Origin of the sequence: Vibrio sp. YT-15 (assembly GCF_033337445.1) — a bacterium.
In the GTDB taxonomy this organism is placed as follows: Bacteria; Pseudomonadota; Gammaproteobacteria; order Enterobacterales; family Vibrionaceae; genus Vibrio; species Vibrio alginolyticus.
Genome location: NZ_JAWOQR010000007.1, coordinates 138,801 through 152,506 on the forward strand (window position 1 = coordinate 138,801; position 13,706 = coordinate 152,506).

Consider the following 13,706-nt stretch of genomic DNA (forward strand, 5'->3'; position numbering starts at 1 on the left):
AATGCAAAGTAAAGTTGTAGAACGCAAAGCAAATCCTGAGTTGAGTGAAAGTGGAGTTTCTTCTGAGAAAGAATTCATCAATAAGATATTAGATCAGCGCAAAGAAGGTCTTAAAATCAGGCGAGAAAACTTGGTTAGTTTTGGTGATTTTGCCATTGACCAGGTTCGCTGGTATACATGGTTTCAAACTTCACATGAAGACGAACAAATTTGTACATTACGTCTTTACGAAACTTCATTGATGGGTGCTTGTTATCATAGACTTGCTATGAATCCCAATGATGAACTAACTATAAAGATTCTCGACTATCCTGAAGTAAAGTGGGACGGGGAGGGTATTTTAAAAACGGGGTGCATAAATCCTAATAGATGGATTGATATGTATTTCATATCGACAATTGTGCGTGACAGGCCAAGTTTAGACGCATTGGCGAACTTTCCAACTTCTTTGATGAGACAGAGCTCTACCAAAGCGGGTGAGCTGTCTTATATGTTAGTAGACGTAATTCAGTCGTTCCATCAACGTACAGCAGACTACCCTGATAAACTGGTGGCCGCGATGGACGCGGCAGTTGCTCAGGGTGATGATTGGGCGTTAGAAATCGCCATGGGTATTTTGGAAACTTTTGCTGCCCTGACAACTGACATCGGTTATGACTTTGAAGAGGTACTCATTAAGAACCTACAGTTCCAAGAGCAATACCAAATGAGGCTCGATAAGCCAGAGGACTTGATTTCTATAGAAACTTTCATATCTTTCCCTCTTCTTGGCATGGCCTGTATGTGGTACGACAAAGGCAACCGTTTATCAGTTGAAACTGGTTGGCTTCCTCCTTATCTCGTCGAGGGGCGTTGGCTAGAAGAAGTAAAAGCAGGGAAGATCACTCGATAAACTCCTTTAGTTAGCCATTCAGTATAAAAGCCACCTCTCATGAGGTGGCTTTTATGTTTATGGTGGGGAGTTTGCTGCTTGTTGAGCTATATGGTGCGCATTATGTTGGTGCGCTAAAACCACATTGGTGCATTTATTAGCGTGTTAAGCACCATTCAAGAATGCATAATTTTATTAAAGTTCATACAAAACAATAAATTAAAGTGTAAGTGTTAGAAATGTAAATTATGGAATGAGAATTGCTCTGTTAGACGCTCTATAAACTAAGTTCACCAAATTGGTGATGAGCCTAACTTTGATGCACAGGATAAGTGCGCTACAGATCAACGGAGACAATCATAATGAGTGTAACTGCCAATCAGGTACACGGCGCTGTACAAACTCTCACGCAAAGTTCCGACACACTTTTCTTACTACTTGGCGCAATCATGGTCTTTTTGATGCATGCTGGTTTTGCTTTTCTTGAAGTAGGAACCGTGCGCCAAAAGAACCAAGTTAATGCTTTAGTTAAAATCTTGGCCGATTTCGGTATTTCCGCCATTGCGTATTTTTTCATTGGATACTGGGTCGCTTATGGCGGCACCTTCTTTGCTGATGCAGAGACATTATCTCAAGGCAATGGTTACGAGTTGGTGAGGTTCTTTTTCTTGCTGACCTTCGCTGCAGCGATTCCTGCTATTGTTTCTGGTGGTATCGCAGAGCGAGCTCGTTTTTATCCGATTCTAATCGCAACATTTTTCACTGTCGGTATTGTATACCCACTATTTGAAGGAATGATCTGGAACGGAAACTTTGGCGTTCAATCTTGGTTTGAAAATACCTTTGGTTATGGCTTCCACGATTTTGCAGGTTCAGTCGTTGTACATGGTGTTGGCGGCTGGATAGCGCTGGTTGCCGTTGTGTTTTTGGGCATGAGAAAAGGCAGAGTTCGAGCAGGAAAGCATACCAACTTTGCACCTTCGAATATTCCGTTTTTGGCTTTGGGAGCTTGGATCTTATGTGTGGGGTGGTTTGGCTTCAACGTCATGTCAGCTCAAACTGTGTCAGGCATAAGTGGCTTGGTGGCTATGAACTCATTGATGGCAATGGTCGGAGGCATTGTCGCGTCACTGTTGGCTGGTAAAAATGACCCTGGCTTTATTCATAACGGGCCACTAGCTGGCTTGGTTGCTGTATGTGCGGGCTCAGACTTAATGCATCCTATCGGTGCTTTAGTGACAGGTGCGATTGCTGGCGTGCTATTTGTTTATCTTTTTACCCACCTACAAAACAAAACCAGGATTGATGATGTGCTAGGTGTCTGGCCTTTACACGGTGTATGTGGCGCTTGGGGTGGTATTGCTGCGGGGATCTTTGGCCAAATCTCGTTGGGTGGGCTAGGGGGCGTGAGCATTATCGTTCAGCTTCTAGGAACGCTTTTGGGCATTTCCATCGCTGTGCTTGGGGCACTTGCAGTCTACGGCGCGATTAATACCAGTATGGGACTAAGGCTTTCAGAAGAAGACGAATTCAATGGCGCTGACCTAGCCATTCATAAAATATCTTCGACCAACGAGGATTGAGACCAATATGGGAGCGGCATAAAGCCGCTCTTTTAGCAATTGCCTTTCTTGGCTTGGCCAGGAGGACAGAAATTACCATTACCTCGATGGTCATCATCATTGGTGCTGACTCTTACCTTTACATCATCGACTTCGCCTTCAACATTGGTAAGTTGACAGCCTGCCAAAGTCATAAGCAATATAAACGCTAGAGATACTTGTCTCATTGCTGTTCCTCTTAAATTGTAATTCTAATAGTGACCATTACGACTATGGTCTAATCCATATTACTACTGTTGCTATTCTTTCAGTGTTAAGCTAATGAAAAAACAGCAAGGATGAGTTATGAATTTCCCTTATAGAAATATTGTAGTACTTACTGGTGCAGGTATCTCGGCCGAATCTGGTATTCAAACATTTCGTGCGCAAGATGGCCTATGGGAGAATCACCGTATCGAAGATGTAGCAACGCCTGAAGGGTTTGCTCGCGATCCGGACCTTGTTCAAGATTTTTACAACCAACGCCGCAAGAAACTTCAAGATAATGCGATAAAGCCTAATGCAGCGCATGAAGCATTGGGTCGTTTAGAGGCTGAGTTAGAAGGTAAAGTGACGGTCATCACTCAAAATATAGACAACCTTCACGAAAGAGGCGGCAGTCAGAATGTGATTCACATGCATGGTGAGTTGCTCAAGGCCCGCTGCAGTGAATCTAACCAAGTAGTAGATCACAATGAGGACATTAAGACCGGCGAGCTTTGTCACTGTTGTCAGATCCCTTCACAAATGCGACCACATATTGTTTGGTTTGGTGAAATGCCACTACGAATGGGGGATATCTACGCAGCATTAGAAGAAGCAGATTTATTTATTTCTATCGGGACTTCTGGCGTCGTATATCCCGCAGCAGGTTTTGTTCATGATGCAAAAATGCATGGCGCGCACACCATCGAAATTAACCTCGAGCCTAGTGCGGTAGAAAGTGAATTTGAGGAAAAACGCTACGGAAAAGCAAGCGTCGAGGTTCCAAAATTAGTTGACGAGATACTGGCTCTAGAAGGAAAAGAAAGAGCGTAATAATTCTCACAGAGGAGAGCTTTTGTCTTGTCATTAAGAACAAAAAAAGCGGCTCATGAGCCGCTTTTTCATATCTTTAAAACTAACGAATTAGTTGTTCACTTTTAGCTTTTGGAAGTACTCATCGTACATTACGCTCGCTTCGCCAACTTCATCTTGCCAAGTACCGCTGTCCATCACTTCTTGTGGTGGGAAGATGCTTGGATCGTTAGCAAATTCTTTCGGTAGCAGTTCGTGTGCCGTTTTCACTGGAGTAGGGTAACCAATCTCTAGTGCGATCTTAGCTGCGTTTTCTGGGCGCAGTAAGAAGTCAATCATCTTATGAGCCGCATCAACGTTCTTCGCGCCAGCTGGAATTGCCAGGCTGTCCATCCAGAAGATCGTTCCTTTTTCTGGCCAGATGATGTCGATGTTCGCGCCTTCTTGACGAGCCATGTAAGCAGAACCATTCCAAAGCATACCAAGTGAAACTTCACCCGCTAGGTAAGGGTTTGCAGGAAAGTCTGAGTTAAATACTAATACGTTTGGCATTAGCTTTTTCAGTTCTTCGTAAGCGGCTTTGATTTCTTCTGGGTTAGTCGTGTTTGGTGAGTAACCAAGCTTAGTCAATGCAATGTGGAATACTTCGCGAGAATCATCCATCAGCATTAGTTGACCTTCCCACTTACTATCCCAAAAATCATCCCACTTAGTAACCGATGATTTGTCTAGCATGTCAGCATTGATACCAATACCGGTCGCACCCCAAATGTATGGGATAGAGTAGTTGTTGTTCGGATCGAACGGTTTGTTTAGGAAGTTAGTATCAAGATCGGCAAAATGAGATAATTTCTCTTTGTCGATCTGTTGTAGCATGCCTTCTTTACGCATTTTAGAGACGAAATAGGTAGACGGTACTACCAAGTCGTAACCAGAACCTTGAGTTTTTAGTTTTGCGTACATACTCTCGTTAGATTCGTATGTAGAGTAAATAACTTTGATTCCGGTTTCTTTTGTAAAGTCTTCAAGAACTTCGTTTGGAATGTATTCCGACCAGTTGTAGAAATACAGTTCTTGATCAGCAGCCATTGCAGGGGTAGCGATGAGCGTCGCTGCACATAGAGCGCTTGCGTAGAATTTACTTTTCATTTGTTTTCCGTTTTGTTTCGCGATTGGACAAGTCAATACTAGCTGGAGTTATCAAGTTGAGCCAAATCGCAGTAAGCACAAATATGTTCATTTAGCTTGAATATCGTTGTCTCCTTGTTATGAGACGATAAATCTATGATACCAAGACAAATAAACCTAGCAACGCGCGATTATATCAGCCTAAGACAAAAATAGGCAGCGTATTGCTGCCTATTTTCCTATGGTTGATGACTTGTTACACAAGCTAGATTATTGTCCCGCTTTCAGCTTGAGGAAGTAATCTTCGTATTTAACGGTTAGATCACCAACCGCATCTTGCCATTCAACGCGGTCAAGGTCTTCTTGAGAAGGGAATAGTGGGGCAACGTCTTTAAACTTAGCATTCGATTCCTCCACCGCCGTTAGGTACCCAGTATCACGAGAGATTTGCTCTGCGATTTCTGGGCGCAGTAGGAAGTCGATCATCTTGTGAGCGGCTTCTACGTTCTTCGCACCGGAAGAGATAGCGAAGTTATCAACCCAGCCGATACCACCTTCTTTAGGAAAAACGAGTTTAAGGTTCAGGCCTTCATTTTGTGCGGCTGCAGCGCTACCGTTCCAAAGCATACCAACGCCCACTTCACCAGACATGTAAGGTGCGCCAGGGTTGTCAGAGTTAAAAACTAAAACGTTAGGTATCAACTTTTGTAGCTCAGCGTACGCTTCATCGATTTGCTTAGGGTCTTTTGAGTTACCTGAGTAGCCAAGTTTACGTAGAGCGATATGGAATACTTCACGAGTGTCGTCCATCAACATTACTTGACCTTCAAGCTCAGGCTTCCATAGGTCAGCCCAGCTTTGGAAGTCTTTTGGGTCGTACATGTCTGCGTTAACCGCTAGGCCTGTAATCGCAACAACGTGTGGAATAGAGTAGTCGTTATTTGGATCGTAAGGCTTGTCTAGGTAGTTTTTATCTAGGTTGCCGAAGTTTTTCAGCTTAGTCTTATCGATCTTTTGTAGCATGCCCTCGTCACGCATCTTCGCCACGAAGTACGTTGAAGGTACTACTAGGTCATAACCTTGGTTATGAGTTTTTAGCTTTGCATACAAAGTTTCGTTCGACTCGTAAGTCGAGTAGATCACTTTGATGCCAGTTTCTTTAGTAAATTGCTCTAGGATATTACTGTTGATGTAAGGACCCCAGTTCATAAATACTAGTTCTTTATCATCCGCTGCCGCTGTACCAGAGAACAGAGAAAGCGCACATGCACTACCAGCTAATAGAGTAGCCCATTTTTTCATTGACGTTAGCTCCAAACCAAACGTTGTCCAATTTTGGACGATAGATAGAAAAACAGAATGGCATGTAACCATTCTGTTTCGTGATGTTAACAGGTGCGGATTCTACTTCACTTTTTCTCTTGCTAGCAACTGAGAAATTACTACCAAGACCAAAGAAACAATCAACATCACCGTTGCTAGGGCGTTCACTTCCGGTGAAATGCCCACCTTAACCATGGAGTAAATCTTCAATGGCAAGATTTCGTATGTTGGACCCGTTACAAACGAGCTGATGATCACATCGTCCAAAGACAGGGTAAAGCTCAATAACCAACCTGCGGCAACCGCTGGTTTAGCGAGAGGAAGGATGATCTGTTTCAAGATAACCCACTCGCTTGCACCAAGGTCTTTTGCTGCTTCCAACATTTTCACATCAAAGCCATTTAAGCGGCTGTATACAGTTACCACAACGAATGGTAGACAAAAGGTGATGTGAGCAATCAATAGTGTAAAGAAGCCAAGCTGTGCGCCCAATACCAGGAACAGAGCAAGTAATGAAATCGCCATAACAATATCTGGAGACATCATCACGACAAACAGCATGCCGTTTACCGCACCTTTACCTTTGAACGAGTAACGGAATAGGGCAACGGCCGTTAAGCTACCAATGATGGTTGCTGCTGTCGCTGAGAATACCGCTACGTTCAATGAATGCCATGCAGCTTGCATTAGGCTATCGTTGTTTACTAAGGTTTCGTACCATTTCGTAGTGAAACCACCCCATTTCATACCAAATTTGTTGGCATTAAATGAGTTAACAATTAAGACGATGATTGGCAGATACAAAAATGCATACACCAACGCCATAAAGCTAAATCTAACTGTGCGTCCCATTAGTCTAGCTCCACTTTCTTATTCAATAGTTTGCCTGCTCTGTAGTAAGCGTAAAGCATCACAGCCATTGCGAAGGTGAGGGCGATACTGGTCGCAGCACCAAATGGCCAGTCACGAGCGTTCAATACTTGGCTCTTAATAACGTTACCAATCAGTAGGTTCTTCGCACCACCAAGAAGGTCAGAGATGTAGAACATACCTAGTGCTGGTAGCAGAACCAACAAACAACCACCGATAATGCCAGGCATTGTAAGAGGTAGAATCACTTTCGTAATGGTTTGGAACTTGTTCGCACCAAGATCTTTCGCCGCCTCGATATAGGTGTTGTCCAACTTCTCGATTGCCGAGTAAAGCGGCAGAATCATAAATGGAAGCAGGATGTACACAAGACCAATCATTACTGCTGTTTCGGTGTACATAATACGTAATGGCTTATCGATGATTTCCATCGCCATTAATGATTTGTTCAAAATACCTTGTGTACCCAGAACAATCTTCAGGCCGTAAGTACGGATAAGAGAGTTTGTCCAAAACGGTACGATAACTAAGAACAACATGAATGGGCGCCATTTCTCTGGCATTTTCGCTATGATGTAAGCAAATGGGTAACCAATTACTAAACACAACAACGTCGCCACAATCGCCATGTAGAACGAGTGCATCAGCACTTTCGCATACAAGGGGTCGAGTAGACGTAAGTAGTTGTCGAAAGTAAATGTCATTTCGATTAAGTTTGCTTCATCACGCGTTAAGAAGCTCGTACCGATAATCATCACATTTGGTACCAACACGAAAAGTGTTAACCAACCGACGATTAAGGTAATGATCGCGTTTTGAAGATTAATCTTCTTGCTTATCATTGAGGACTACCTCCCAGCTCTCAACCCAAGTGATAGCGACTTTCTGGCCAAGTGAGTGGTCCACATCAGGATCATCTTCGTTAAAGAATTCGCTAACCATTACACGCATGCCCGAATCCAATTGGATAACTGAATCAAGCGTCATACCTTTATAGGTACGCTCTGTTACGTGACCTACGATGCCTTTTTCTTCAGACTCTTTGATCTCTTCGATACGTAAGTCTTCTGGGCGAAGTAGTACTTGCAGTTTTTCACCTGCTTGCGCTTCCTGATCGTAGTAAACAACAGATTCGACACCTTCGATTTCTGCACGGATACGTTTCTCGTCGATACGCTCTAGCATGGTTGCGTTGAATACGTTGATCTCTCCGATAAAGCGAGCAACAAATAGGTTCTTCGGCTCTTCGTAAATCTCACGTGGAGAACCATCCTGCTCGATAACACCATCGCGCATTACAATAATGCGGTCAGACATCGATAGGGCTTCTTCCTGATCGTGCGTAACGAAGATAAAGGTAATACCAAGTTGACGCTGAAGCTGTTTAAGCTCGATTTGCATTTGCTTACGCAGTTTGTAATCAAGTGCCGATAGAGATTCATCTAGCAGCAGTACTTTTGGTTTGTTAACAACCGCACGCGCAATAGCGATACGTTGTTGCTGACCACCAGAAAGCTGATGAGGCTTACGCTGTGCCATTTTTTCTAGGCGCACCATGCGTAGCGCTTCCATTACTCGTGGTTCAATGTCCGCAGTAGGCGTTTTCTGCATACGAAGGCCAAAAGCGACATTCTCATATACGGTCATGTGTGGAAACAATGCGTAACTTTGAAATACCGTGTTGACGTGCCTTTGCTCTGCAGGAACCTGTGTTACATCCTGGTCATCCAAAATAATTTGACCGTTATCTGCCGTTTCAAAACCTGCAATCATGCGTAAAACTGTTGTCTTACCACAACCAGAAGGCCCGAGAATCGTCAGAAATTCACCATGATTAACATCCAGATTTAAATTACCGATGATTTCCTTACCATCGAAACTTTTACTAATACCAGATAAACGAATAACTGGCTTTCCTGCTTGCGGTTTTGCGTTCAACGTCTGTATTTCCCCCACGTTCAAGCCGGGATTATCCCAGCTGATGTGACACTAACCATTCACTTTTGAGGCGCGCATCATAATCACCAAAAGTGTGAAATTAAAGCATTTTCTTATCTTGAAACAGAAATAATTTTGCAGGAAAAAGCCATCATTCCTTACCATACTGTTTTTATGAGATTAATTGGCATCTAGACACAGTTTGATAGCACTAAACTTTGTTCAACAATTGTTTCAATTTCATGACTTTGAAAGTGGTTAATTATCAACCATACAGTTGAGATTGCAAGGATTGTAGGTGAGTTGTGATGTTAGATGTGGAAAGATTTCTTTATAATGACGATTACATTAATTGACTGGAATTCCAGTCAAAATTTTACAAGTTAGTCTTGGATAAACTATGAACGACGATTTTGAGAAAGATTTCAATCTTGGGGGGAGTGTAGAGCGAGCTTTGTCTGGCAACTACGAGCTTAAAGCTGGCGCGGTTTTTAACGAAGCTTGGCGAGCAACCATCCAGCACTTTTTATCATTTTCTCCTGCCATTATTGTATTGCTTTTTGTCCAGTTAGGTATTTTCTATATTGCATTAAAACTGCAGTTGGGCGATTTGAGCGTTATTCTTGATGCATTTGAGAACCCAGAGTCGTTCACAAACGATATTGTGTCTTCTATTTATGTCGCGAATTTCAGTTATGAGGTGATTAGCGCACCAATTTATGCGGGGATCAGCTTGATGGCTATGAGCCATGTCGCCGGCCTGAAGACTAAGTTGCGCCATGTTGGAAAGGGGTTGCAGTTCACCATTCCTGTTATTCTAGCAACGCTCATGAGCTTAATGCTACAAGGTGTGGTTGGTATGATTTTTCCTTTACTGTCGCTGTATCTTTCCTTGGCATTTAGTCACTCTATTTTGTTGATTTGTGAGAAAAGGGTGCCACCAATGCAAGCGTTGCTGTTATCACTTCGCGCAATCAACAAGAAGATTTTTGTGGTCGCGGGGCTTTACTTAGGCGTGATGTTAATGTTTATTATTGCAGCAATGTTCTACGGTATTGGCTTGATTTTTGTGCTGCCATTCTTCTTCCATTTGAAAGGCATACTCTACCGCGAAATGTTTGGAATTAAGCTTAAGATCGTTACAACACAGAAAAACGATAATGATCACGATGGTAACTCACAGGTGTTTGATGCCTAATTCTTTGAAATCAATAAGTTTACGAGTGGCGGCAACCTGTATAGCCGCCACTTTTATTTCTATAGGCCCATATTTACACTACGAGAAACAGTTTAAATATGTGGAAAATCCTGACGTACTCTCTGGCAAGATTAAGCATGTCGACTTATCACACTTGCCATACATCGGTGATATCCCAGACTTCAATTCAATAAAAGATACGAAAGAGAAAAAAGCTGCTTTTTTTGATTTTTTAAGGCCTAAAATTGCTCTTGAGAATCAACGAATTCGTCATGAGCGGGCCTTTCTTACCTCTTTAAAGGTGGGACAAGTGACGCAAGAACAACAAGAGTATGCTCAGCGGTTATCATCTCTGTATTCGTTGCCCTTGAGTAACGATAAGATTGATCAAGCATGGCTAGACGAGATGCTTGTGCGAGTGAACGTCTTACCTGAAGCCTTGGTTCTAACTCAAGCGGCAAATGAATCTGCGTGGGGCACTTCTCGTTTTGCTACTCAAGCAAACAACTTGTTCGGCCAATGGTGTTATAAAAAGGGCTGTGGAATTGTTCCAGCGCAACGTGGCGCTAACAAAGTTCATGAAGTTGAAAAATTCGATTCTGTACAACAGTCTGTTCATGGCTACTTTATGAATGTTAATCGAAACCCAGCGTATGCAGACCTGCGTGAAATCAGAACATCTCTGGCTGAAAAGAACAAGGGCTTGTTAACGGTTGCAACCGCGTCAGAGTTAACGCATGGGTTGCTAGCCTATTCTGAACGTGGCATCGCCTATGTACACGATCTTCGCGCTATGATTCGTCATAACAACGCCTACTGGACGCAATAAAATAACGGATAAAATGAAAAAGTTAAGCCTAAGTCTATTGGGAAGTGCGGCGCTAATTCTTGTATCGCCGATAACCCAAGCTCAAGAGTACATGTTCACGTACTCAAAGTTATACACTCAACTAAAAAACAACAATAAAGAAGGGCATGACGATGTGAAAGTTGGTGTCTTTTTTGTGGACGCAAAAACTAAACAAATTTGTACGATAGAAAAAGCTTGGATGGAAAAAGAAGAGCACTATGAAGAGTTTGTTATCCCTGCTTCACAAGAGTTGCCTTTACCTGTTGATAAAAACTTAAAGTCAGCGAATCCGTTGGTTTTTATCGATACCCCAAAAGATACACGTTGCGATTACTCACTTGTCGTGATGACCAAAGAACCATTACAGGGTAACGTTTCTTACGAGCAACTTAAGCCTCTTCTACCTCAAATGCAGACGATGCTGGAAGATTTAGGCGGTATGTTTGCGGGTTGGTTTACACCGGAAGTTCAAGGTGTGACGATGGAGTTTGCAAATCAACTGAATGATAAAGTGATTTTCTCAAACGGAACCGAAAAGCCAATTGTCAATGGCAAGATACAAGTCGCACTAAGTGAAATAGGGCAAGGTGGCACAATGATACTACCAGAACCGACGATGCGAGTGTTACCTTATCTACCTAACGCAAAGAAATGAACACTGAACGTTTAGAAAGGGCTGCAATCGCAGCTCTTTTTTAATTTTGACCGTAACTAAAGTATCTTTCACACTCTTTTCTTAAAGACTCAATAAGACAAGCATTTAATCCTGCGTAAAAAGCTCGTATAATCCACGCCCCAAAGAAACCCATGTTAGGAAGTCCTAGTCGATTTATCGGCGATGTGAGAGCCCGCAATGAACCAAATAGATACAAGAAAAGAAACCCTAGAATTCAACAAGCTTCAGAAACGCCTAAGAAGACATGTTGGAAATGCCATTACTGATTACAACATGATCGAAGAAGGCGATGTTGTGATGGCATGTATTAGCGGTGGTAAAGATTCATTCGCGATGCTTGATATCCTGCTGAATCTTCAAAAAGCCGCACCGATCAAATTTGAAGTGGTTGCGGTAAACCTAGACCAAAAACAACCGGGCTTCCCTGAGCACATTCTGCCAGAGTATTTCGAAACACTGAATATCCCTTACTATATTGTCGATAAGGACACTTATTCCGTCGTAAAAGAGAAGGTACCAGAAGGCAAAACCACTTGTGGTCTGTGTTCACGCCTGCGACGTGGTACGCTGTATTCATTTGCAGAGAAGATTGGTGCAACTAAGCTTGCGCTAGGTCATCACATGGATGACATCGTCGAAACAATGTTCTTGAATATGTTCCACGGCTCTCGCCTTAAAGCGATGCCACCAAAGCTACGCTCTGATGATGGTCGTAACGTGGTCATTCGTCCATTGACTTACTGTCGTGAAAAAGATCTGATCAAATACGCTGAGCACAAGGATTTCCCAATTATTCCGTGTAACCTTTGTGGCTCTCAAGAGAACCTTCAGCGTCAATCTATAAAAGCAATGTTGATTGAATGGGATAAGAAGACGCCAGGGCGTGTGGAAGCGATTTTTAAATCAATTCAAAACGTAAGCCCAAGCCAACTAGCAGACCGCGAATTGTTCGACTTTGTTAACTTACCGCTAGATCGTGAAGGTAACCGCGAAGAGTATGAATTTAATGAGGCTGTCGTTTCTTCGACGAATATTGATGAATCAATGTTCATCGATGTTACGAACATCTAACTCGTAAAAAAGGAGGTCAATTAGACCTCCTTTTTTGTACCCAACGCTTTAACTGTTCCCAAACAAAAATCCCCCTGTATTCGGGGGATTTATTAGCGCTTATTTGAAAGCGCTCAATACATAGCAATACTAAAGAGAGATTAGGTTGCTGTATTTGGGTCGAGAGGGCTAATGTAGCCTTTTGGTTTTAGAGCCAACACGTCGCAATTTATTTTATCAATTACGTGCTCCGCTGTATTACCAATAAAGACAGCAGAAAGCCCTGTTCGCCCTGTGGTACCTAAAATAACCATTGCTGCGTTCAAGCGCTCTGCAGCTGCCGGAATGACATCTTCAGGTAAACCTTGCTCAACTATCGTTTGTTCTTCATCAAGACCATGTTTTTGGCGTAGTGCTTTCATAGCCGTTAAATGATGACCTCGCACTGCATCGGTATAAGTCGTTGGGTCAAATTCAGGAAGTTCAATCGTAATATTCGCCGGTGTAACGGGATAGGCGTTAACAAGATATGGCTTGGCCTCAAGCCGAGTGGTGATTTCTTTTAATCGCTCGACCATCGTATCGTTGAGATCAATATGAGTCGGGTTTTCTGAGCCCACATGTACTGAGGCAAGGATACTTGCTTGTTCCGGCCAAGCAGCATTCTTAATAAGAAGCACTGGAATAGGGCATTTTCGCAACAAGTGCCAATCTGTCGGTGTGAAAATGACAGACTCTAAAACATCATGCTTACGTGTGCCTTTGATGACTAGGTCATGATTGCCTGCATAGACTTCAGCAATAATCGCCTCATAAGGGCGGTTGTGCCAGACAACACAAACATCAAAGTCGAAGCCATCGTTTAGGTATGGTTGAGCAATTTTACGCATCCACTGCTCACGCTGATGAATGACACCTCGACGCATAGCATCTCTTTCATCCACTGATAGCATTGACGTCATGTCATACGAGAAATCGTAAATGGATAAAAAGAAAGTGATTCGGCTTCTAGATACACTTTTCTGAGCTAATTGAACAGCTCTTGCAAGTGCGGGCTGCTCATCATTATTGATGTCAGCTACAACAAGGATCTTACTGTATATACTCATAACTAAGCCCACTTCTATTGCAAAACCAGATACTGAATGTAAATTAAATCAGTATTTTGGAGTACTCACCGTACA

Annotated in this window: 14 protein-coding genes; 7 read left to right on the forward strand and 7 right to left on the reverse strand. The window is 42.8% G+C overall.

Going from position 1 to position 13,706, the window contains the following annotated elements:
- The first annotated feature begins 1 nt into the window (after nucleotide 1).
- Both R7D93_RS15160 and R7D93_RS15165 read left to right on the forward strand, forming a co-directional pair.
- The gene (locus tag R7D93_RS15160) at nucleotides 2–892 is read left to right on the forward strand and encodes an immunity 49 family protein (RefSeq protein ID WP_025766647.1); all 891 of its coding nucleotides are present in this window, start codon (nucleotides 2–4) and stop codon (nucleotides 890–892) included.
- A 341-nt stretch (nucleotides 893–1,233) separates the two neighbouring features.
- Nucleotides 1,234–2,454 carry an ammonium transporter gene (locus tag R7D93_RS15165; protein ID WP_225496886.1) on the forward strand — a complete coding sequence of 407 codons (1,221 nt, stop codon included), beginning with the start codon at nucleotides 1,234–1,236 and terminating at the stop codon, nucleotides 2,452–2,454.
- A gap of 32 nt (nucleotides 2,455–2,486) precedes the next feature.
- Here the strand turns inward: R7D93_RS15165 and R7D93_RS15170 are convergent, their stop codons facing one another.
- A complete protein-coding gene (locus R7D93_RS15170) occupies nucleotides 2,487–2,660 on the reverse strand; it encodes a hypothetical protein (RefSeq protein WP_165401620.1) in 174 nt (57 codons plus the stop codon).
- A 118-nt stretch (nucleotides 2,661–2,778) separates the two neighbouring features.
- On the opposite strand from R7D93_RS15170, the gene cobB reads away from it, so the two are divergent.
- Nucleotides 2,779–3,510 (forward strand): Sir2 family NAD+-dependent deacetylase, encoded by a 732-nt coding sequence (gene cobB, locus R7D93_RS15175; RefSeq protein WP_213868727.1) that lies wholly within the window; start codon nucleotides 2,779–2,781, stop codon nucleotides 3,508–3,510.
- 90 nt (nucleotides 3,511–3,600) lie between these two features.
- Here the strand turns inward: cobB and R7D93_RS15180 are convergent, their stop codons facing one another.
- From R7D93_RS15180 to potA, 5 genes are all read right to left on the reverse strand, one after another.
- Nucleotides 3,601–4,638 (reverse strand): extracellular solute-binding protein, encoded by a 1,038-nt coding sequence (locus tag R7D93_RS15180; protein ID WP_213877456.1) that lies wholly within the window; start codon nucleotides 4,636–4,638, stop codon nucleotides 3,601–3,603.
- A 249-nt stretch (nucleotides 4,639–4,887) separates the two neighbouring features.
- The gene (locus tag R7D93_RS15185; RefSeq protein ID WP_225496888.1) at nucleotides 4,888–5,919 is read right to left on the reverse strand and encodes an extracellular solute-binding protein; all 1,032 of its coding nucleotides are present in this window, start codon (nucleotides 5,917–5,919) and stop codon (nucleotides 4,888–4,890) included.
- A 102-nt stretch (nucleotides 5,920–6,021) separates the two neighbouring features.
- Nucleotides 6,022–6,792, reverse strand: coding sequence for a spermidine/putrescine ABC transporter permease PotC (potC, locus tag R7D93_RS15190; protein ID WP_005389180.1), 771 nt, complete (start codon nucleotides 6,790–6,792; stop codon nucleotides 6,022–6,024).
- Nucleotides 6,792–7,652: a spermidine/putrescine ABC transporter permease PotB gene (gene potB / locus R7D93_RS15195; protein ID WP_005377512.1), complete on the reverse strand. Its 861-nt coding sequence runs from the start codon at nucleotides 7,650–7,652 to the stop codon at nucleotides 6,792–6,794. The genes potC and potB overlap by 1 nt, the downstream gene beginning before the upstream one ends.
- On the reverse strand, nucleotides 7,633–8,748 hold the full coding sequence (gene potA, locus R7D93_RS15200) for a spermidine/putrescine ABC transporter ATP-binding protein PotA (protein ID WP_017634901.1): 1,116 nt from the start codon (nucleotides 8,746–8,748) through the stop codon (nucleotides 7,633–7,635). The genes potB and potA overlap by 20 nt, the downstream gene beginning before the upstream one ends.
- Before the next feature lie 400 nt (nucleotides 8,749–9,148).
- Between potA and R7D93_RS15205 the strand changes: the two genes are divergently transcribed.
- From R7D93_RS15205 to ttcA, 4 genes are all read left to right on the forward strand, one after another.
- Entirely contained in the window at nucleotides 9,149–9,946 is a 798-nt protein-coding gene (locus R7D93_RS15205; protein ID WP_005389175.1) for a hypothetical protein, read from the forward strand.
- Nucleotides 9,939–10,775, forward strand: a complete 837-nt coding sequence (locus R7D93_RS15210) for a glucosaminidase domain-containing protein (RefSeq protein WP_017634900.1) — start codon at nucleotides 9,939–9,941, stop codon at nucleotides 10,773–10,775. The genes R7D93_RS15205 and R7D93_RS15210 overlap by 8 nt, the downstream gene beginning before the upstream one ends.
- Nucleotides 10,776–10,788: 13 nt before the next feature.
- Nucleotides 10,789–11,451, forward strand: a complete 663-nt coding sequence (locus tag R7D93_RS15215; RefSeq protein WP_213869571.1) for a DUF2987 domain-containing protein — start codon at nucleotides 10,789–10,791, stop codon at nucleotides 11,449–11,451.
- 198 nt (nucleotides 11,452–11,649) lie between these two features.
- Nucleotides 11,650–12,543 carry a tRNA 2-thiocytidine(32) synthetase TtcA gene (gene ttcA / locus R7D93_RS15220; protein ID WP_005377502.1) on the forward strand — a complete coding sequence of 298 codons (894 nt, stop codon included), beginning with the start codon at nucleotides 11,650–11,652 and terminating at the stop codon, nucleotides 12,541–12,543.
- Nucleotides 12,544–12,683: 140 nt separating this feature from the next.
- On the opposite strand, the gene uspE is transcribed toward ttcA, so the two are convergent.
- Entirely contained in the window at nucleotides 12,684–13,631 is a 948-nt protein-coding gene (uspE, locus tag R7D93_RS15225) for a universal stress protein UspE (RefSeq protein WP_005377500.1), read from the reverse strand.
- Nucleotides 13,632–13,706 lie beyond the last annotated feature (75 nt).

Coding starts and splice junctions, on each gene's coding strand:
- R7D93_RS15160 (WP_025766647.1), top strand. CDS start 2: ATGCAAAGTAAAGTTGTAGAACGCAAAGCAAATCCTGAGTTGAGTGAA.
- R7D93_RS15165 (WP_225496886.1), top strand. CDS start 1,234: ATGAGTGTAACTGCCAATCAGGTACACGGCGCTGTACAAACTCTCACG.
- R7D93_RS15170 (WP_165401620.1), bottom strand. CDS start 2,660: ATGAGACAAGTATCTCTAGCGTTTATATTGCTTATGACTTTGGCAGGC.
- cobB (WP_213868727.1), top strand. CDS start 2,779: ATGAATTTCCCTTATAGAAATATTGTAGTACTTACTGGTGCAGGTATC.
- R7D93_RS15180 (WP_213877456.1), bottom strand. CDS start 4,638: ATGAAAAGTAAATTCTACGCAAGCGCTCTATGTGCAGCGACGCTCATC.
- R7D93_RS15185 (WP_225496888.1), bottom strand. CDS start 5,919: ATGAAAAAATGGGCTACTCTATTAGCTGGTAGTGCATGTGCGCTTTCT.
- potC (WP_005389180.1), bottom strand. CDS start 6,792: ATGGGACGCACAGTTAGATTTAGCTTTATGGCGTTGGTGTATGCATTT.
- potB (WP_005377512.1), bottom strand. CDS start 7,652: ATGATAAGCAAGAAGATTAATCTTCAAAACGCGATCATTACCTTAATC.
- R7D93_RS15205 (WP_005389175.1), top strand. CDS start 9,149: ATGAACGACGATTTTGAGAAAGATTTCAATCTTGGGGGGAGTGTAGAG.
- R7D93_RS15210 (WP_017634900.1), top strand. CDS start 9,939: ATGCCTAATTCTTTGAAATCAATAAGTTTACGAGTGGCGGCAACCTGT.
- R7D93_RS15215 (WP_213869571.1), top strand. CDS start 10,789: ATGAAAAAGTTAAGCCTAAGTCTATTGGGAAGTGCGGCGCTAATTCTT.
- ttcA (WP_005377502.1), top strand. CDS start 11,650: ATGAACCAAATAGATACAAGAAAAGAAACCCTAGAATTCAACAAGCTT.
- uspE (WP_005377500.1), bottom strand. CDS start 13,631: ATGAGTATATACAGTAAGATCCTTGTTGTAGCTGACATCAATAATGAT.